The sequence below is a fragment of the Acinetobacter sp. Swhac1 genome (assembly GCF_013390985.1).
GTDB classification, from domain to species: domain Bacteria; phylum Pseudomonadota; class Gammaproteobacteria; order Pseudomonadales; family Moraxellaceae; genus Acinetobacter; species Acinetobacter towneri.
This window is the reverse complement of record NZ_JACASN010000018.1, coordinates 1-19,739: the sequence shown is the minus strand read 5'-3', so window position 1 is coordinate 19,739 and position 19,739 is coordinate 1. Positions and strand designations below refer to the sequence as shown.

Below are 19,739 nucleotides of genomic sequence, written 5' to 3'. Positions count from 1 at the left end.
CACCTCTCACTTTTAAAATAAATTGAACGGAAGAACACCATGACTCTTAAGCCTTTGGCACTCAGTATTCTAGCCGCAACGCTCGTTAGCGCCTGTGTTGCACCACCAAAACAACAAGTAAAACCACCAATCGTTTTTACAGAACCTGAATTAAGCGCACCATTTTATGCCTTAAACCCTTTTAATTACGATGCCCCACCTCCGTTTGAAATTAACCTACAAAAAGCAGCAGCACAGCCTGTCACCAAAATGGTGGTGACTGACCCGAACAATCCAAGCCAAAGCATCACTTTAGATCAAAACAAATTGATTGTACCTACGGTCAATAACAATGCCCGTAGCTTGAAGTTTGCAGTTTTGGCAGGTGAAAACGAAATTGACATCACCGAAATTGATGACTTCTTACAATTGGTCGAAGGCAAAGCACGTCACTATCCACCACGTTTTAGCGAACGTCAGGAACGTCGTGGTTTCGAGGCAAAGCTCAAAGAATTGACTCAACAATTAGACACTTTGGCAGCCAATGAAAATGCCTCTTTTGATATTTTGATGCGTGCATTTAAAGCCAGTGTTATGGCACGTAATCTAGACTTAGGCTCTGTTTACACCACACGCTCACTTAACTATGCGCAGCGTATCTTAAAAATTAATCAGGAAGATGCCGAAGCGAATTTCTGGTTTGGTTTCGGTCTGTCTGAAGGTGGCGGTCATCGTGAAGCCATTCCTTATTTAGACAAAGCCATGAAAGCAGGTGTGCAGGAAGCTTATTTGTCTGCGGCAAACAATTATATTGCCATGGAACAAAAGAAAAATGCAGTACAAACTTTGAAAAACTATAAAATCAAATACCCGCAAGAAGCCGAAGTGGCTGACCGTTTGATTGCTGAAATTGAAAAGCAAGGTCGCTGGAATGTGTGGCAAGTGATCGCACCACGCACTTAATAAAAAATCGATACAAAAATACCTAAAAATAGACCGTTTCGACGGTCTATTTTTATGGCTAAGCAATTGAATTACGCCTAAAAAAACGTATGATGGAAAAAAATCTTAAAAATTAAGCCAGACTTTCCATGAATAAAATTGTGATTGCTGCACTGCTCAGTACAACACTGCTGTCTGGTTGTCAGGTAGTGAGTGTCAAAAATCAAGCTTTAAAAGTCAGTATCGCCAATGAACGCGATAGCATTTTGTCACGCAAAAAAATCAGTGAAGCCAGTTTGAATGTGCTATCGATGACAGGACGTGAAGCCACTATTTGTGCCCAACAACCTGCAGAATGTGTCAGCGCACTGAAGCAAATTCCACAGATCCAAGATGAACAATTACTTTCTACGGCAAGTGAATTATATTTAGCCAAAGCCATTGCACTGGAAAACTCCTCGTCCTGCAAAATTGGTATTCTGAATAGTAAAAGATCGGAAGAACAACAGAAAATTAATCAGGCCAATTATGAACAATGTTTAGATCAGCAATTAAATATGCTGGATCAAAGCATTCGTTACAGTTATGCCTACATGTTTCAGACCAAACGTGCTCCACAAGACCGTATTTTTGACAACAGACAAGTCCAAATTCGCGATTTTTATAATCAGGCGATTGCCAAATTGGTCAGCAGCTATGCGCTGCGCTATAAACATGATGAATTACAACAACAAATTCGTGTCGGCAACAGCATTTATGAAATCGATTTTGATCACTATCCACAGTTGAAACAACAAAAAATTCAGCAATTGATGTCGACCTATAACTTAAACTTTTCGGGTTTACGCTCTATTACCCGCCGTGATGGTTTTGGTTCTGAGTTTTTGGTGGTATTACCTGAAAACCCAAATGATGACATCAGCCAAAGTAAATATATTATTGACCCACTGAAACACGACTATCCATCTGGAAAAAATCCAAACATTCACCAAGCACGATATTTAGCAGCAACCCTCACCGCAGAACCACTTAGCGCTCGTTCAATTGAAGATATTTTATATAGTTCACAATTTAAGCTAAAAGCTTACGATCCTTATAAATACGAAGCTGCAAATATTGCTCAAAAGAACTATCCATTGGCGGCAAACTTTTCTGCGCCTTATGGCTTGTGGTTGGCACAGAATAACTTGGGTAAATCGGCTTATCTTTCACTGATTGATCGTGAAGAACGCCTAAGTATGCCTCATCTGTATTTGCTGGAACCTTATAACCCTAACAAAAAAGTGATTGTACTGATTCATGGTCTTGCCAGTAGCCCTGAAGCGTGGGTGCGTTTAACCAACGATATTATGGGTGATCCTGTATTGCGGGAAAATTTTCAAGTGTGGCAAGTTTTTTATTCAACCAATATGCCTATTTTAGAAAGTCGTTTCCAAATTTATGCTTTATTGCAACAAGGTTTTAAACAGGTCAACTCTTCTGCTGCAGCCAAAAAAGATGCTGTGGTGATTGGACACAGTATGGGTGGTATTTTAGCTCGATTACTGGTGAGTGATACTGACCTTACCCAACCTGCAATGCAAATGCTGAAGAACAGACGTCTGGAACGCTTTAAATCTGACCCGTTATTGCAAGCCCGTTTGCGACTTAAACCCATCACAAATTTTGATCGGGCAATTTTTTTAGCGGCTCCACACCGTGGTACAGAGTTTGCCGACCGTTGGTTTACCCTTGCTGCCCGTAAAGTTATTCGCTTACCGACTGCATTTTTAAGCGCGTTTGCGGATACCTTGCAGCAACATGAAGTCGATTTAAAAAATCTAACCAAAGAAATTGGGCATGGCGTCATTCAAAATGGACCGAGTGATTTAAGTAAAAATTCCAAATTTACGGAATTAACTGAAGATATTTTGCCTGTCAAAGGATTTAAATATCACAGTATTATTGGCAATAATACCGACAGCACTGAGCATCTGTTAATGAATGACGATGTGGTGCATTACAACAGTGCCCACTTAGATGGCGCTGTTTCAGAAAAAATTATTAAAGGCGGACATTCCATTCAGGAAACGCCAGAAGCTGTATTGGAACTGCGACGTATTCTTAGATTACATTTGCAAGATTTAGGCTTGTATAAACCGTAATCCGTCACGGCAAATAAAAAACCGAAGTCTAAGTGGCTTCGGTTTTTTATCTATCATGCTATTTCTCAGCAGTATTAGATTGATGCTTGTCCCCAATAAGCTTTGGTCAATAAGGCCTCTAATTCGGCATAGTCATATTCGCGTGGATTATAATATGGACTATCGCAGATAATACGTGCCACTTGGGCAGGTGCTGTTTCGGGTAATCCTAAATCTTTAAGTGCCATTGGAATATTCAATCCTTGGTTAAGCTGATAAATCGCCAAGCCCAACTGTTCCCGATCTGACACATTTAAAGCCGCTGCCAGTTGATTCATTGCAGCAATATCTGCATGTCGGTTGTAATACACTGAATACGCCAACACAATGGCGTGGGTTTGCGCATGTGGCAACTGATAACGTCCACCTAAGCTATGGCAAATTTTATGATGAATTGCCATCCCCACCGAACCCAAACACACACCAGCCAACCATGCACCATATAAAGCGTGTTCACGTGCCTGCATATTATGAGGCGCTTGCACAATTTCAGGTAAAGCCTGTGCCAGTTGAGTAATCGCCTCTAGCGCCATTAAACTTACAATGGGATTTTTATCCTGTGCATATAATGCCTCAACTGCATGTGCCATCGCATTCATGCCCGAACATGCCGAAATTTCAGTGGGTAAGTTGAGTGTCAATTCAGGATCATAAATCACTACTTTAGGCAAAACTTGAGCTGCTTTGCCTGTGGTTTTCAGCTGGTTTTCGGTGATGCCATACACCGCTGTCATTTCACTACCTGCATAAGTGGTCGGAATTGCAATAATCGGCAAATGAGTTTCTAAGGCAATCGCTTTGGCTAAACCAATCGCAGAGCCACCGCCTAATGCCAAACAGCAATCTACTCCTAAACGCTGCACATCTTGAATGGCCTGATCTGCAACCTCTTTTGACACATGCATCACCGCATGAGGATAGACCGCTACAGCCATGTCTTGGATTTGTGCCAATAAACGCTCGCCTGCGGCTTGTTGCCCTGCAGTAGTAATAATTAAAATACGCTGATAGGCATAAGGACGTAAAATCTCTTGGATTTTTTGCAGATGACCTACGCCAAAGTGAACATCGATTGGCAATGCCTGATAATGGAATGCTTGCATGTTATTGAGCTTAAATATTGTCGTTACATTTTAATAGCATATAACTATGACTAGGCTACTGAACAGCCCAATTCTGCAACGCTGCTTTGCAAATATTCACATAAAGACTCGAGATAAACTATTTTGCTATAAATACAAAAACCCATGATCTCATGGGTTTTTGTATTATTAAAATCAAATGCGATGAATAAATCAGCTATCAATTTTAATGTAAAGAAAACTTGTACTTTTGTGCTTAATCAATTTCTTTTAGGCACACTGCAGATAAAATTGGCACACCGAAACATGGAAGCAACAATAAAATCCAGTATTCCACGACGGTAGCTTCACCACTGATCATATTGATGAATAATCCACCAATGATTAATACCGCTGCAATTAAACCCAAAAAAATTCCAAAAAATCTTGCAGGCATTTTACGTCCCCTGAACAATCGAACAAAAGTGTTAAATCTAGTATATACCTTATAGTTGAATAAGATATGACTTTTTGATCAATTGATGGCTTAAATTTTATTAGGATTTAAACACCTGATTTAAAATGTTTTTTATAGAAAATCACAACAATATTCGATCAGACACATTTCCTAACAATAATAAAATCTTATTAAATATATAATATTATATTATATAGACTCAAAATAAATGAGTGTGGATGAATGAAAACACCAGATCAACTAATCACTGAAGCCAAAAGTGAAATTACAGAAATTAGCGTGCAAGAATTGCATGAAAAATATTTGCAACATCCCGATATTATTTTGATTGATGTACGAGAACCTGAAGAACATCAGGCTTGTGCAATAGACCGTGCAGTGAATTTTCCACGCGGCATGTTAGAAATGAAAATTGCACAACACCCTGTAGTAAACCACTATTGCGATGTTGAACGTGCCCTTACCAATCTGGCTGAACGAGATATTTACTTACTTTGTGGTACTGGTGCGCGTTCTGCACTTGCCACTCAAGCCTTACAAAGAATGGGTTTCGAGAAAGTCTATTCAATGCAAGGTGGTATGCAAGCTTGGCTGGAAGCAGGTTTTCCGACAGTTTCTTTTACAAGATGATACTAGGGTCTGTTGAATGCTTAAATAACGCTCAATATTAAGGTTAAATATTAATTAAAACTTCGTGTAATACTTCAATATTTATCATTGGCATTTTTGTTATAGTATTACATGAATAAATTGAATAAAAGATTGATACAGTGTTGATGATGTTGGGCAGATTGCTAGGATTATTTGCAATCTTGTTACAAGTCGCTGTGTTCCTACAGCCTTTATTGCCAGAGAAACAACATTTTTCCTCTGTCTGTGAAACTATTGCCCAAGCATTATTTTTAGAACGCACCGCACCCCATTCTTCGTATTCATCTACACACCATGAAACTGCGACTCATGTTGCATTGGAACTTGAAAGTTCACACGAACATGCATCATCTGAAGATGCGGCGCATACAGATCATGAATGTGAATACTGTCTAGTTTATAGTTTTGCACTACCATTATTTGAAAACAAACTCAGACCAATTTTAGTCCGAACGCAAATTCGGATTTTGTCTTTTAAAACATCGTTTACACCAACACTATTTCAAACTGAGCCGCTTTTTATTCTACCACAAGGTCGTGCTCCGCCTCGTTTTGACTCTTGAATTTTCTTATCATTTCTTACAGTGTTGCCATCTTTGCTTCACTCTAAAGTGTAAATTTTGCAGTATCAAATTTATGCAGCTGTAGGACAATACTTATTTTAATAACTCATTGACTTGTTTATTCGACCCTAAGGAGGAGATAACTATGCATCTGCTTCAACACAGTCATAATCATGTGAATCATACTGTAGAGCAAACGGCTTGTTTGGATTTAGCACAACAGATCATTAAAGTTCGACAAAAAATGAATATTTCGCAAACTGAACTTGCGGCAAAATTGTGTATCTCTGCCCGAACTTTAGAAAGTTGGGAACGTGGTGTCCGTCAACCGTCGAGTTCTGCTCAAGCATTGATTCGATTATTTATTAAATCGCCACAATTTGTGTTAGAAAACTTGGCATAAAGCACTTTATGATGATGAATTAAAGCAATGAAAAACAATAAAGAAGCTCCCAAGGGAGCTTCTTTGGTCAAAAGAGTTGAAGCATCATTTTGATGTACATATAGAATGAATACCCTTGCTGTTTCATAGCTATATATTCAAAAATAGAATAAAGATATGAATTTATATTCAAATACAAGAATACAACTTTTCAATATACTGCCGCATATATTGTTTTTACTCGATCTATATTCTCATGAAATATCTATCTTCTTTTATCTCAATTGCTGTTATCGCACCTTTGTTTTCAACATCTGCTTTTGCAACAACAGGATATTTCATGCATGCATATAGTGTGAAATCTCAAGGAAACGCAGGCACAGCCATTGCCAATTTTCAGGACAGTCTGACTATTGCAAGCAACCCAGCGGGTTTGAGCTGGTTAGATAAGCGTGTTGATGCAGGTTTAACTATTTTCTCTCCAGATCGTGAGTCTGAAATTACAGGAAATGGTTATGGAGCAAATGGTCAGTATGATGGCAATAGCCGTAAATACTTTGTAATTCCAGATGTAGGTTATGTTCACCCAGTGAATGAACAAGTCACTGCGGGTATTGCGGTTTATGGCAATGGTGGCATGAATACCAATTATAAAAATAATCCTTATGCAGTTTATGATAATACAGGAAGCGCAGGTATTTCATTAACCCAAGCCTTTATTTCACCTGCTTTATCTTGGAAATATGCAGAAAATCAATCTATAGCCTTGGCTGCAAATATTTTATATCAACGTTTTAGTGCACAAGGTTTTGCTGGTGATGTCTTTGGTGGTGCTTCGTCAAACGGTGCGGCAATTAGCGATCGTGGCAATGACGATTCATACGGCGTAGGTGCACGTATTGGCTGGTCGGCAAAACCAAATGATAAACTGACCCTTGGTGCAAGCTATTCATCTAAAATTAATGCCAGCCGCTTTAAGAAATATGAAGGTTTATTTGCCAAACAAGGTGATTTTGACGTACCTGAAAGCTATGGTGTAGGTTTAAATTATCAACTTACCCCTGCTTTATCAGTCGCGACAGATTACTTACGCATTAATTATTCAGATGTAGATTCTGTTGGCAATAAACTGGATCAATTATTCGCAAACAATAAATTTGGCACAACACAAGGTCCTGGTTTTGGATGGGATGACATCAATGTCTATAAAATTTCAGCGACTTATCAAGCCTCAGAAAAACTGACTTTACGTGCGGGTTATAGCTATAACGATCAGCCTGTTAAAAATGATCAAACCTTCCTAAATATTTTGGCACCAGGTGTGGTACAAGAGCATTTAAGTGTTGGTGCAACTTGGCAACTCGATGATCAACAAAATGTAAGTGTGGCTTATACACACGCACTCAAAGAAACAGTGCAAGGTAACAACTCTATCCCCGTTGATTTTGGTGGTGGCGAAGCCAATTTAAGCATGAGCCAAAATATTTTGGGCGTGTCATATAGTTTGAATTTTTAAATTCTACATAGCTTGAGTTTGAATAATAGCTTGCCATGATCTGAAAAGATGATGGCTTTTTTTACTTTGATTGTGATGAAGTTTTTCCAAAGTACGGCTTTTAGCTAGAAATAAGACCATGCAAAGCATAATGTTACAACATGCACTACTTTCTAAATGAATCCATAGAAAACAATCAAATTTCGATGCTTTTTATAACGATGAATTACACGAAAAACTCAGTAAAATTCAGCCAAATGACACAATAATTTTCACTTTTAACTTCGCAAATCATACATTTTCAACAGCTAAGCTCTTTGAGCTATGCGATATCATTTTTGAACCTGTGGGTTTAGATTTTATGGGCGATATTTTTTATGGCTGTGTGCTCACTAACACACCCGATCAATTGAATATTATCCATTTAAAAGCTTAAACCGCTCGATGTTCGACTCGTTAGAGAGCGAGCAACAATGACATGCAGGTTCACTAATTTGACTAAGATGGCGTAAAATAAGCTAGTCACATACTTACACTTAAATTACGCTTCAAATTAAAGGACTTCAACTGCATGAACATGACAGAAATCATGGCTGATCTATCTTCACACACACCAATGATGCAGCAATACTTACGGGTGAAGATGGAACATCCACATTCTTTAATGTTCTATCGCATGGGCGATTTCTACGAATTATTTTTTGATGATGCACACAAAGCTGCCAAACTTTTAGGCATTACCCTCACCCACCGTGGTAAAACTAGTGGCAAACCTATTCCAATGGCGGGCGTGCCATATCATGCTGCTGAAGGTTATCTCGCTCGCTTGGTCAAAAAAGGCGAAACCGTGGTAATTTGTGAGCAAATTGGCGAGGTGACAGGCAAAGGTCCTGTAGAGCGTGGAGTAGTACGGATTATCACCCCAGGCACGCTCACCGATGATGCCTTGCTCAACAGTCATCAATCTTCCAACTTGGTCTCTTTATGCTTACAGCAAAACCAAATTGGTATCGCATTGCTGGATTTAAGTGCAGGGATTTTTAAAGTTCAGCAAATGGATTATTTGCCTGAACAACTCGCGATTGAACTTTCTCGTTTAATGCCAAGCGAAATTGTGGTCGATGAAGATATTGTCGATCCGAATATTATTGAACAGGTTAAAAAGCAGCTTGACTGCCCTGTGACCAAACGCCCAAATGTCGATTTCAACCTGAACAATGCACAAAAAACGCTTTGTGATCAATTTGCTGTATCGTCACTTTCAGGTTTTGGTATTGATCATTTGCCCTTAGCCAAAGCAGCAGCGGCAGCGTTAATACACTACGCCAAAGAAACCCAAAAAACGGCTTTACCACATATTCGCAGTATTCAATTAGAACAAAGCAGCGATTTTATTGCGCTTGATCCTGTGACCCGACGTAATTTGGAATTGGTTGAACCATTATTTGAACACGGCACTTCTTTATTCCAACTGATTAACGATTGCCAAACTGCCATGGGTAGCCGTTTACTGAGTCGTACCTTGATGCAACCTTTGCGTGACACGGCATTGTTAGATGCAAGACTGGATGCAATTCAAGCCTTAATACAAGGTTACCATGAGTCGCCTGTGCGTTTGGTATTGAAAGAAATTAGTGATATTGAACGTGTGCTGAGTCGTGTCGCACTCGGTAGCGCACGCCCACGTGATTTGGTACAACTACGTCAGGCCTGTGCGCAAATTCCCTATTTGCGTCATGCCTTACAGCCCATTGTTTCCGCACAACAATCCGCACTCATTCAAAACCTGAATGAAGAACTGGGCGATTTTCATGGACTGCATCAACGGCTGATGCAGGCAATTGTAGAAAACCCACCTGTACTATTGCGTGATGGCAATGTCATTGCAGAGGGTTTTGACAGTGAACTCGATGAACTACGCAAAATCCGTGATCATGCGGGGCAATTACTGATTGATTTAGAAGTCAAAGAGCGCCAAGAAAGCGGTATCCCAACGTTAAAAATTGGCTACAACCGTGTCAGTGGTTACTACATTGAACTCACTCGCGCCCAAGCCGAGCAAGCACCTGAACACTATATCCGTCGTCAAACTTTAAAAAATGCAGAACGCTACATCACCCCAGAGCTAAAAAGTTTTGAAGATAAAGTCCTGTCTAGCGAGTCCCGTGCTTTAGCCCGTGAAAAGATGCTATTTGAAATGCTATTGGATGAATTACGCCAAGACATTGCTCAATTACAAATGATGAGCAGCGCGATTGCACAAATTGATCTATTGGCAAACTTTGCCCATCAAGCACGTTTACGCAATTGGGCACGCCCTGAATATAGCCCTGAAATTGGAATTAAAATTACTGCAGGACGTCATCCTGTTGTTGAGGCCTTGAGTAAAACTGCCTTTACACCGAATGATACTTTACTCGACTACAATCATCGTTTGGCAATTATTACTGGCCCGAATATGGGCGGTAAATCAACGTATATGCGTCAAACCGCACTCATTGCCCTACTTGGCTATTGTGGTAGTTATGTGCCTGCCCAAACAGCCGTATTAGGTCCTATTGATCGCGTGTTTACCCGTATTGGTTCTGCCGATGATTTATCGACAGGTAAATCGACCTTTATGGTCGAAATGACTGAGACTTCACAAATTTTACACCATGCAACCTCACAGTCTTTGGTGCTGATGGATGAAGTTGGTCGCGGAACCAGTACCTACGATGGCTTATCTTTGGCATGGGCATGTGTGTTGGATTTAAGCAAACGCATCAAATGTTTATGCCTATTTGCAACGCATTATTTTGAATTGACCGAATTAAGCAAAGAATCTGGGGTGGATAACTACCACGTAACCGCCAAAGAAATGAATGGCAACCTGATTCTCTTGCACAAAGTTCAACAAGGTCCTGCAAGCCAAAGTCACGGTTTGCAAGTGGCAAAATTGGCAGGCATTCCAGCCAATGTGATTAAAGAAGCGCAAAACCGTTTAAGAATTTTAGAAAAACAGCAGCACAAAAATGTCAATTTAGCCGTTCAAGATGACCTATTTGCACCAGCAACAAGCTCAGCTGAACCAGAAGTGATTGAACGTGTAATAGAGGTAGAAAAACCATCACCTGCTTTAGATTTATTACGCAGTATAGATGTCGATAATTTAACGCCACGACAAGCGCTGGAACAATTGTATGCTTTAAAGGAACAATTGAACGCTTAGCCGCTGTTATTTCTAAAATATTTGAGCTAAACAAAGACTCTCAATTGAGAGTCTTTGTCATTTATAAGTTTTTTTGATGGTTTTATCCCCCTTTTATCAAATTTAGCAGCACTGTCTATATCAAATATCAGTAAAAGCGATTGTTAGTTGTAGTGATTTTTGCCTAAAATAGACTATTCTGAATTAGAACCATATTTTTAGGTAGCTGTCGCCATGACATTTGTTGTCACTGAAAACTGTATTAAATGTAAATATCAAGACTGCGTTGAAGTTTGTCCTGTAGACTGCTTCTACGAAGGTCCGAACTTCCTTGTCATTAATCCAGACGAATGTATCGACTGTGCATTATGTGAACCAGAGTGTCCTGCCAACGCTATTTTCTCTGAAGATGAATTACCTGAAGGTCAGGAAGTGTTTATCGAGCTAAATGCTGAACTTTCACAGACTTGGCCAAACATTACACAAATTGGCGATCAACCTGCTGACCGCGAAGAATGGAATGGCAAACCAGACAAATTACAATACTTAGAAAAGTAAGTTCGTCTTGTTGTGAAAAAGATCAGCCCTGTGTTGATCTTTTTTTATACCTAAAACACACATTTGATTGCAATATTTTCAAATTTTAACCAGCATTTTCGATTAGAATACGGACACTTTAAATAAATATCTGATTTGCCTAATGAAGAAATTTTTCAAGGCGCTGTTTTCGTTCAGCATTGTTCCCGTTATCTTGGTTGCCTGTAGTTCAACCCCAAACAGAACAACAACGATCACCACGCCCGATGGAAAACGAATTTTCATTCCTCAAGAAAAAATCACCTATGAGCGTCAGGTAGCACCTAAAATTGTGCCTTATTCGTATAATGCATGGGTGGCAGTGAGTGACAATTTACGCCAAGTTCGTGAATATGAACGCTTCTTGGAACACAACGGTGTTGGCAATATTATTCCAAGTTTTGAATTAATGCGTACCGCACGTGACTGGCAACGCTGTGGACGTTCGCAATTTATGATTCCAAGTCGTGAATTGTGGCAAAATCAGGTGCCTACCTTGCGTGTATTTAAATATTTGGTCGCCTCTAAAGTCTTAACTGATTTTGAAGTCACTTCTGTCTATCGAGATTTACCACTGAATCAATGTGCAGGTGGTGCGAACTCATCGCGTCACTTATTTAACTCAGCCATTGATTTTAGAATTGGGCCACAATTCCCGAATGCCGAAGACTATGCCTATATTGAAAGTACCAAATACAGACTGTGTCAGTTCTGGCAGCAATATGGTCAAAGTTTAAACATGGGCTTAGGCTTATACGCTTCAGGACAAATTCATATTGATACACAAGGTTATCGAACTTGGGGGCCAGATTTAAGCCGCCATTCATCTATGTGTAATTTCTAATTCAGTGTTGTTTAGAATTAAATCCTAAAGAGGTCAAATTGACCTCTTTTTTTATTGCGAAATAGATTATCACCTGCTCCATTCCGCGAATAAATTGCACTCTGAGCAGAAAAGTTTACAATGCACACATCGCAACAAAGGTGAGCACGCTATGCAACAAATGTGGACGGATATCGATCACTATATCGAATCACATTTAATTCCCGAAGACCCAATTTTGACGCAAACTTTAGAAAATACCGATGCCAAAGGTTTTCCAGATCACCTTGCAGTTGCGGCAAATCAGGGCATGTTGCTACAAATGCTCATTCAAATGAATCAATGCAAACGTGTGTTGGAATTGGGCACATTCGCAGCTTATAGCACAATGTGGCTAGCACGTGCGCTGCCTGAAGATGGTTATATACTCACGATTGAAGGACGTGATACCCATGCAGCTTTGGGACAGGAAAATATTGACCGCGCTCAATTAAAACAAAAGGTTGAATTAAAAGTTGGTCGTGCTGCAGAAATTCTAAAAGCTCTGCCAGAAGATACTGAAGCTTTTGATTTTATTTTTATTGATGCCGACAAACAAAGCTATCCTGAATATTTGGAACTGAGTCTTAAACTTTCACGCTCAGGTACAATTATCTTTTTAGACAATGTAATTCGTGCAGGGGAAATTTTAAATCCTGACAATCACAAACCAAGCATTGAAGGGATTCGTGACATGTTCAAAGCCATGCAAAATCATTCGCGAATTTTATCGTGCACAGCATTACAAACTGTAGGCAGCAAAGGACATGATGGCTTTGCTTTAGCGATTGTAAAGTAAAGTCCACACAAGGTTAAAAAACAACCTAAAGCAATTTTACATTATATATTATAATGTTACATATACTGTCCATACAGTTATCCACAAATTATGCGGATAACCATGGACAGTCAGCAAGCATTTACATCAGTTCAACTAAACAATCTTTTGAAATGATCTTTTTTGAATCATTTACGATTTTTACTTTGCCACCAACAAAGGAACAGTTGAGTTACGGAAAATATTGGTGGTAATGCTTCCCAAGAAAAATTGGTGAATTTTACTGTGACTAAATGCCCCCAGTACAATCAACTGAATACCATGTTCACGTTGATAATCTAAGATATTTTCAGCCACATCGCCATAACGATATTCCACCACCACATCTAAACCCGCTGAAGTTAAAAAATCTGCAGGTTCATTTAAAACTTCTGGGTGATCACCGACATAGAGCAAATGACATTGCAATAATTTAAGCAAATCACTTTGTGCAATTCGCTTCATCATTTTGATACAAGTTGGGGAATATTCATAAGCAAAAATAAAACGGTTTGGTGCTTTAAAATGCTCTCCGACAGTCATCACAGTACAATTTGCACCACGAATAAAGTTTTCGACATTACTGCCTAATGCCTTATTGCGTTCAGCAGATTTCTCGCCCACACGTCCAATCACCACAATATCTTCTTCGTTCAGCACACTAAAACTTTGTTCTAAAAAGTCGCCTTTTTCTTGAATGTGGGTAGGTACAATGCCGAACTTTTCCTGAATCATACTGGAAATGTGCTGCAATAAATTGTTGCTATAATCGAGTGCTAATTCACTTTGTTTTTGTTCTAATTCGGCTAATTCTTTGAGTAACATGGCATTACTTTCAAAACCAATCACGCCACTAATTTCCCCCAAATGATAACTGGCGGGGTAATAATCCAAAACTTGTAATAACACCAATTCACGTTGAGTTTGTGTTGCAATCCACGCAGCAGCTTCAGCAAGCGCATTAATACAAGGCGAAGAATCAATACAAGCAATTACACGTTTCATTATTGCCTCTCTTACTGCCTTTTGCAGGCTATTTTTTAGTTGTTATTTTTAACTTAACACAACTCGTGTTGCAGGGACATGAAAAAATGTAATGAAGTTTAAAGATTTAGCCTTGCTGCATCGTATTTACTCACGATAACGAATCAATTTGGCAGGGTTTCCTACCACAATTTCCCGCTCCTGAACATCTTTGGTGACCATGCTATTCATACCAACGACTGCATGTGCCGCAATCTTCACCCCATCTTTAACACCAACATGCGCACCTAGCCAAACATCCCGTCCAATTTCAATACCTTGTGAACGCACCGCTTGCTGATAAATGGGCTGATCCAAAGCCATGCCATGATCAAACGCATATAAATGACAATATGCTGCGATACGCACCTGATCATGAAGCTTAATTCCAACTCTGCCACCATCTAAAATACAGTGGTGATTAATCGCGACTTCATTGCCAATTTCTAAAGGGCCATGCAAAGTACAATCGGCTGCAATAAAGGTATTATCGCCAATACTGATTTTACGTCCTGGTTCTGCAAAAATATGTGCCAATGGTGAAATAAAACAGTTTTTGCCAATCTCTACCGTTTCCATTGCCATTAAATAAGCTTGATATTCCTGCTGCCAAGCTTCTGCCCAAGCACGATGTTTAGGTTTTAATGACCAATATAACCACGGCATGTAGTTTAAACGGTGTTTATGCTGCTCACGGTACTTCGATAATGGATCAGGTGAATTTGCTTCAGTCATCTTGATCATCCTCAAGGATTTTGAGTTGTTCACGCCCACGGCTAATATCTTGTAATTTTAGTTTTAAAGGGTCTATTTGATCGACTTGCATGAATGCCTTTACCAACACGCCTTCGGCGGTGTAGTCTTCGCTGTACTCAATCTGCTGACTATTTAGCTCGTATTGTAAAATTGCCCACTCATTAAAATGACAGGAAAATTGCACGGTCTTTTTTTCAATCAGTTCTATTTTTTCTGCTAGAGCCAAACATTGCCCTGCACATCCCCCATAGGCACGTACCAAGCCGCCTGTGCCCAATTTAATGCCGCCGTACCAACGATTCACCAACACCAAAACATTAGTCAACTCATTGCCTTCAATCGTGGCTAAAATAGGACGTCCTGCCGTACCTGAAGGTTCGCCATCATCATTAAAACGTAATTGATGCCCGATTTTCCATGCCCAACATTGATGTGTGGTAGATGAATCACGCTGCTGTTCCAAAAAAGTTTTTACCGCTTGCTCATTATCTACAGGCACAGCAATTGCCTGAAATCGACTTTTTTTAATTTCTTCTTCAAAAGTGATGGGCGCAGCAATGGTAAATGGCATAACACTCCAGATCAATCAACCAGTTAAATAAAAACTTGATAATTATAACGTGTTTAGCGCTCTAACGTATTTAGAGTTATAGCTTATTTGGACTGATAACCACCATGAAAAAACCTTCTATCCTCAAAGGTATAGAAGGTTAAATAATGTTTACACGACTTTCTGTTCTACAACTTATGCAGTAAGCATACGAAAACCAATAACGGTTAGAACATTCAAGCTTTAAACAAAAAAGTCTTCACCCAAATAAACTTCACGCACAATTTCATTTTCCAGAATTTCTTGCGGTGTACCCTCTGCAATGACTGAACCTTCGCTAACAATATAAGCACGTTCACAAATGGCTAAAGTATCACGGACGTTATGGTCGGTAATTAATACGCCAATGTCACGATCTTTTAAGGTACGAATGATATCTTTAATATCACCGACAGAAATAGGATCGACCCCTGCAAAAGGCTCATCTAACAACATAAATTTAGGGTCTGCTGCCAAAGCACGGGCAATTTCTGCACGACGGCGTTCGCCACCCGACACACTCATCCCTAATGAATCTTTAATATGCGTGATTTTAAAATCTGCCAGCAATTCTGATAAACGCTGCTGACGTTGCTGTTTATTTAAATCTTTGCGGGTTTCTAAAATAGCCATAATATTTTCAGCGATGGTCAGCTTTCTGAAAATAGAGGCTTCTTGCGGTAAATAACCAATCCCCTTACGCGCACGTTCATGCATGGCAAGGTCAGATAAATCCAGTTGATCTAAATGGATTTCGCCTTTATCCATACGCACCAAACCCACAACCATGTAGAAACTGGTGGTTTTACCCGCACCGTTCGGCCCAAGTAACCCGACAATTTCACCACTTTTCATTTCAAATGAAACGTCTTTAACCACCCAGCGCTTATTATAGTTTTTGGCTAAATGCTTAATACACAAAGTCTGCTGACCGTGCTGGACGCTGTCCTGTGCTGCGCTCGTTTGATCCATTAATCACGCGCTCCCGGGAATGATTTTGAACTTGATGGTGGAATCACAATTTTTACACGACCCGCTTCAGAACCAGTTTTGTTCGGTGTACCAATCGCTTCAACATCGCCTTTGTTCATACTATAACGCAAGGTATTACCACGAATACTGGCTCCATCTTGCTCTAAAAGTGCGCCACCCGTTAAGGTGATAATGCCTGTTTCAGCATTGTAAACAATCTTTTGCGCCTGACCTTTGGCAAGCCCTTTGGCTGGATCAGTCTTTTGCTGGAATTGCGCAGGTCTGCCCGTTGCCGTAATGACACTAATTTCTTTTTTGCTGTTCAGATTAGCAACAATCGAATCTGCCTGCAGTTTCATGGTGCCCTGTTCAATCACCACATTGCCTGTATAAGTGGTGACGCCAGTACGTTCACTAAAGGTCGCACGGTCTGCCAATAAAGTAATAGGCTGACTGCGGTCTGACGGAATTGCCCATGCACCTGCCGATGAAAGCACCGCCAAGCCCACAAGTGCTGCTTGTTTTATCAACGCTTTAGGAGCTGTAAGCTTAGATTTATGGTTCATACTTTCCTCGAATATTAAAAAATTCGTATTGCCCGTCATTTAAATTGGCTTTTAAGCCCTGACTGATAAAATCAGCCTGTGGAGATTGTACAGTCACTTGTTTTTCGGTACTGATTTCACGTGTTTTAGGAAACACATTCAACTCGACTGTTTCAAGCGTCAGTTTGCCTTGAGCGAGTAACTTGGTTGCTAGCACTTGATCTGACAACACAACCTTTTCATTGTCATTAAAACCTTGTGCCTGTTTAGCAAAAAAAGTGGCATCCACCGCGCCCGCTTTATACATAGAGGCATTCAAATTTTCCAGCTTAGAGGTTTTTTGCTGCATGTCTTGCTCTAAACGGTCAATTTGCGCACGCACATATAAATTGCCCTGCTCATCTGTTTGGGTCAGATGAATTTGCTCTGCACTATAAGTCATAGAGCGAGCAGCGTCAGTTTCCAGTTTTTTGCCTTTACCGCTGTAATAGTAATAACCACCACTTACAGCTGCAATTGCAATCGCAGTAACGTATAAAACTTTAGTATCCATAAGTGGGGCTGTAACTCAAACCTTTGAATGTATGACTTAATTAATGAGGGATGCTGAGATATTTTTCAAGTAAGCTTTGGTACACACCTTTGGCGGTTAAAATCATATCGCAGATTTCACGTACCGCACCGCGCCCACCCATGGCCTGTGTGACTAAATCGGCACGACGACGCACTTCAATATGTCCATTTGGCACTGTGACTTTCATCCCTGCAATCGAAAACGCTGAAAGATCAGGCCAGTCATCGCCCATATAGAGACAATCTGCAGGTGATAAACCTAACTTGGCACAGGCTTCCTGCAATGCAGTGCCTTTATCTTCACGTCCTTGGTAGACCAAATCTACACCTAAATCGGACATGCGTTTTTCGACAATATTACTTTTACGACCCGTGATGATAATGACTTTAACACCTGCTTGTTGCACCAGTTTCATACCTAAACCATCACGAATATCGAATGATTTAATTTCATCACCGCTGTTGGTTAAGGTGACAAAACCATCACTTAGAATTCCATCGACATCTAAAACCAAAGCTTCAATATGACGCGCTTGCTCTAATAAAATATAAGATGCCATTGTTTAGTTTACCCCTGCTTGAATCAAGTCATGCATACTGATCACACCAATGACTTTATTGGCATCATCCACCACCACAAACTGATTGATTTTACGGTCACGTAATTGTTCTAAAGCTTCAACTGCACGTGCTTCTTGTGAAATCGTTGCAGGATGTTGAGTCATCACTTGCCCAACTTGTAAATTCACATCAAAGCCCTGTTGTTTATCAATTAAACGTCGTAAATCACCATCGGTGAAAATGCCTAACAAGACGTCATTTTCATCGACAATTGTGGTTAAACCTAGACGTTTGTTTGAAATTTCGTATAACACTTTGTTCATTGGTGTATCTGGTGCAACTTTAGGTAATTCTGTACCGGTATGCATCAAATGTTTCACATGCAATAACAGGCGCTTACCCAAAGCGCCTGCAGGATGTGAACGAGCAAAATCATCGGCAGTAAAACCACGTGCATCAAGTAACGCTACAGCCAATGCATCACCTAATGCCAAGGTTGCAGTCGTACTTGAGGTTGGTGCTAAACCAAGTGGACAAGCTTCCTGAATATTGCCTAATGTTAAAGCGACATCAGCATTTTGTGGCATCGGCCCGCGATCATCACCGCTAATTGTGATTAGAGGAACTTCCAGATGTTTGATGAGTGGCATCAACATCATAATTTCATCACTTTTGCCGGAGTTGGAAATGGCAATTAAAACATCACCCCGTACCAACATTCCCAAATCACCATGCCCTGCTTCACCCGGGTGCATAAAGAAAGACGGCGTGCCTGTAGAGGCAAACGTCGCAGCCATTTTACGACCAATATGACCTGATTTTCCCATACCTGTGACCACAACACGCCCTTTGCAATGCAACATGATTTCGCAGGCACGGCTAAAACGCTGATCAATTTGCGTCGCCAAGACTTGTAATGCTTGTTCTTCTATTCTTAAAGTGTCTAAGGCTACAGATTGGAAATCAATGGTATTTGACATGTTTGGCATTCAACGTTCAACTTAAATTGAGTATTTTCTACACCTCAATAAAAGCGATTTATTGAAGCACATTTAATTTTCGCAATTTTAGCATATCTATGCAATTCTACACTTTGATTCTGCGTGTGTTTTTTGTTTTAACGCATTTTTGTATGCTGTTTTAATTAACTCGCTTTTTGACTCGAGTTTCAAATGAAAAACAATCATATTTGAGCTTAGGCTATTTATTTTATTGATTCAAAGTTGCAGATAAAGCTAAAGTTGACATACTCCCACCACTTTCGTTTTCACTCAAGTGGGGGATTCTAAAAGCAAAGCTCTTAGGCGACTTCCTCACGGATTTCGCTTGCTTTCTGCTTCTTAGGGCGACCTTTACCGCATCCACCCTCCACAGACAAAACGGCATGTCCTGCCGACAATATATTACGAGATGCGTTTAAATCCGCATTCGCAACATAACCCACACTCCGACACACTCAAATTTAGCTTGAGTTTGTCGGTTTTCTTTTGCTACATGACCACATTCACAGCAGGTTTGACTTGTGTACTTCGGATCAACTT

Annotated in this window: 20 protein-coding genes and 1 pseudogene; 10 read left to right on the top strand and 11 right to left on the bottom strand. The window is 40.1% G+C overall.

The window, feature by feature from the left end; all coding sequences use genetic code 11:
• The first annotated feature begins 39 nt into the window (after nt 1–39).
• Together HX743_RS10205 and HX743_RS10200 are read left to right on the top strand one after the other, a co-directional pair.
• Entirely contained in the window at nt 40–942 is a 903-nt protein-coding gene (locus tag HX743_RS10205; protein ID WP_178319165.1) for an ABUW_2363 family tetratricopeptide repeat lipoprotein, read from the top strand.
• Between the two features lie 128 nt (nt 943–1,070).
• Nucleotides 1,071–3,065 carry a triacylglycerol lipase gene (locus HX743_RS10200; protein WP_178319164.1) on the top strand — a complete coding sequence of 665 codons (1,995 nt, stop codon included), beginning with the start codon at nt 1,071–1,073 and terminating at the stop codon, nt 3,063–3,065.
• A 74-nt stretch (nt 3,066–3,139) separates the two neighbouring features.
• Here HX743_RS10200 and HX743_RS10195 read toward each other — a convergent pair whose 3' ends face one another.
• Nucleotides 3,140–4,207, bottom strand: a complete 1,068-nt coding sequence (locus HX743_RS10195) for a maleylacetate reductase (protein ID WP_178319163.1) — start codon at nt 4,205–4,207, stop codon at nt 3,140–3,142.
• 235 nt (nt 4,208–4,442) lie between these two features.
• Nucleotides 4,443–4,622 carry a hypothetical protein gene (locus HX743_RS10190; RefSeq protein WP_096900920.1) on the bottom strand — a complete coding sequence of 60 codons (180 nt, stop codon included), beginning with the start codon at nt 4,620–4,622 and terminating at the stop codon, nt 4,443–4,445.
• Nucleotides 4,623–4,865: 243 nt separating this feature from the next.
• On the opposite strand from HX743_RS10190, the gene HX743_RS10185 reads away from it, so the two are divergent.
• The 8 genes from HX743_RS10185 (at nt 4,866) to HX743_RS10150 (ending at nt 13,161) form a co-directional block, all read left to right on the top strand.
• Complete coding sequence (locus HX743_RS10185) at nt 4,866–5,273, top strand: rhodanese-like domain-containing protein (protein WP_096900921.1); 408 nt, start codon at nt 4,866–4,868, stop codon at nt 5,271–5,273.
• 149 nt (nt 5,274–5,422) lie between these two features.
• Nucleotides 5,423–5,857: a DUF2946 family protein gene (locus HX743_RS10180; RefSeq protein ID WP_096900944.1), complete on the top strand. Its 435-nt coding sequence runs from the start codon at nt 5,423–5,425 to the stop codon at nt 5,855–5,857.
• 145 nt (nt 5,858–6,002) lie between these two features.
• The gene (locus HX743_RS10175; RefSeq protein WP_004973099.1) at nt 6,003–6,260 is read left to right on the top strand and encodes a DNA-binding transcriptional regulator; all 258 of its coding nucleotides are present in this window, start codon (nt 6,003–6,005) and stop codon (nt 6,258–6,260) included.
• A 235-nt stretch (nt 6,261–6,495) separates the two neighbouring features.
• The gene (locus HX743_RS10170) at nt 6,496–7,755 is read left to right on the top strand and encodes an OmpP1/FadL family transporter (protein ID WP_178319162.1); all 1,260 of its coding nucleotides are present in this window, start codon (nt 6,496–6,498) and stop codon (nt 7,753–7,755) included.
• Between the two features lie 550 nt (nt 7,756–8,305).
• Complete coding sequence (mutS, locus tag HX743_RS10165) at nt 8,306–10,945, top strand: DNA mismatch repair protein MutS (protein ID WP_178319161.1); 2,640 nt, start codon at nt 8,306–8,308, stop codon at nt 10,943–10,945.
• A gap of 213 nt (nt 10,946–11,158) precedes the next feature.
• A complete protein-coding gene (fdxA, locus tag HX743_RS10160; RefSeq protein ID WP_004973093.1) occupies nt 11,159–11,482 on the top strand; it encodes a ferredoxin FdxA in 324 nt (107 codons plus the stop codon).
• Between the two features lie 142 nt (nt 11,483–11,624).
• The gene (locus HX743_RS10155) at nt 11,625–12,344 is read left to right on the top strand and encodes a D-Ala-D-Ala carboxypeptidase family metallohydrolase (RefSeq protein WP_004973092.1); all 720 of its coding nucleotides are present in this window, start codon (nt 11,625–11,627) and stop codon (nt 12,342–12,344) included.
• Nucleotides 12,345–12,495: 151 nt separating this feature from the next.
• Nucleotides 12,496–13,161 (top strand): O-methyltransferase, encoded by a 666-nt coding sequence (locus HX743_RS10150; RefSeq protein WP_004973089.1) that lies wholly within the window; start codon nt 12,496–12,498, stop codon nt 13,159–13,161.
• Nucleotides 13,162–13,341: 180 nt separating this feature from the next.
• Here the strand turns inward: HX743_RS10150 and HX743_RS10145 are convergent, their stop codons facing one another.
• From HX743_RS10145 to HX743_RS10105, 9 genes and pseudogenes are all read right to left on the bottom strand, one after another.
• A complete protein-coding gene (locus HX743_RS10145; protein WP_096900923.1) occupies nt 13,342–14,184 on the bottom strand; it encodes a universal stress protein in 843 nt (280 codons plus the stop codon).
• Between the two features lie 126 nt (nt 14,185–14,310).
• Nucleotides 14,311–14,937: a DapH/DapD/GlmU-related protein gene (locus tag HX743_RS10140; protein ID WP_178319160.1), complete on the bottom strand. Its 627-nt coding sequence runs from the start codon at nt 14,935–14,937 to the stop codon at nt 14,311–14,313.
• Nucleotides 14,930–15,529 carry a YigZ family protein gene (locus HX743_RS10135; RefSeq protein WP_096900925.1) on the bottom strand — a complete coding sequence of 200 codons (600 nt, stop codon included), beginning with the start codon at nt 15,527–15,529 and terminating at the stop codon, nt 14,930–14,932. The genes HX743_RS10140 and HX743_RS10135 overlap by 8 nt, the downstream gene beginning before the upstream one ends.
• A 222-nt stretch (nt 15,530–15,751) precedes the next feature.
• Complete coding sequence (lptB, locus tag HX743_RS10130; RefSeq protein WP_004973074.1) at nt 15,752–16,519, bottom strand: LPS export ABC transporter ATP-binding protein; 768 nt, start codon at nt 16,517–16,519, stop codon at nt 15,752–15,754.
• Nucleotides 16,519–17,085, bottom strand: a complete 567-nt coding sequence (lptA, locus tag HX743_RS10125) for a lipopolysaccharide transport periplasmic protein LptA (RefSeq protein ID WP_004973072.1) — start codon at nt 17,083–17,085, stop codon at nt 16,519–16,521. The genes lptB and lptA overlap by 1 nt, the downstream gene beginning before the upstream one ends.
• Nucleotides 17,075–17,617: an LPS export ABC transporter periplasmic protein LptC gene (lptC, locus tag HX743_RS10120; protein WP_004973071.1), complete on the bottom strand. Its 543-nt coding sequence runs from the start codon at nt 17,615–17,617 to the stop codon at nt 17,075–17,077. Before lptC ends, lptA begins: the two co-directional genes overlap by 11 nt.
• Before the next feature lie 40 nt (nt 17,618–17,657).
• The gene (locus tag HX743_RS10115) at nt 17,658–18,197 is read right to left on the bottom strand and encodes an HAD family hydrolase (RefSeq protein ID WP_004973069.1); all 540 of its coding nucleotides are present in this window, start codon (nt 18,195–18,197) and stop codon (nt 17,658–17,660) included.
• Between the two features lie 3 nt (nt 18,198–18,200).
• Nucleotides 18,201–19,178: a KpsF/GutQ family sugar-phosphate isomerase gene (locus HX743_RS10110; protein ID WP_004973067.1), complete on the bottom strand. Its 978-nt coding sequence runs from the start codon at nt 19,176–19,178 to the stop codon at nt 18,201–18,203.
• A 320-nt stretch (nt 19,179–19,498) separates the two neighbouring features.
• Nucleotides 19,499–19,739, bottom strand: a pseudogene (locus tag HX743_RS10105) (zinc ribbon domain-containing protein); the annotation flags it as partial.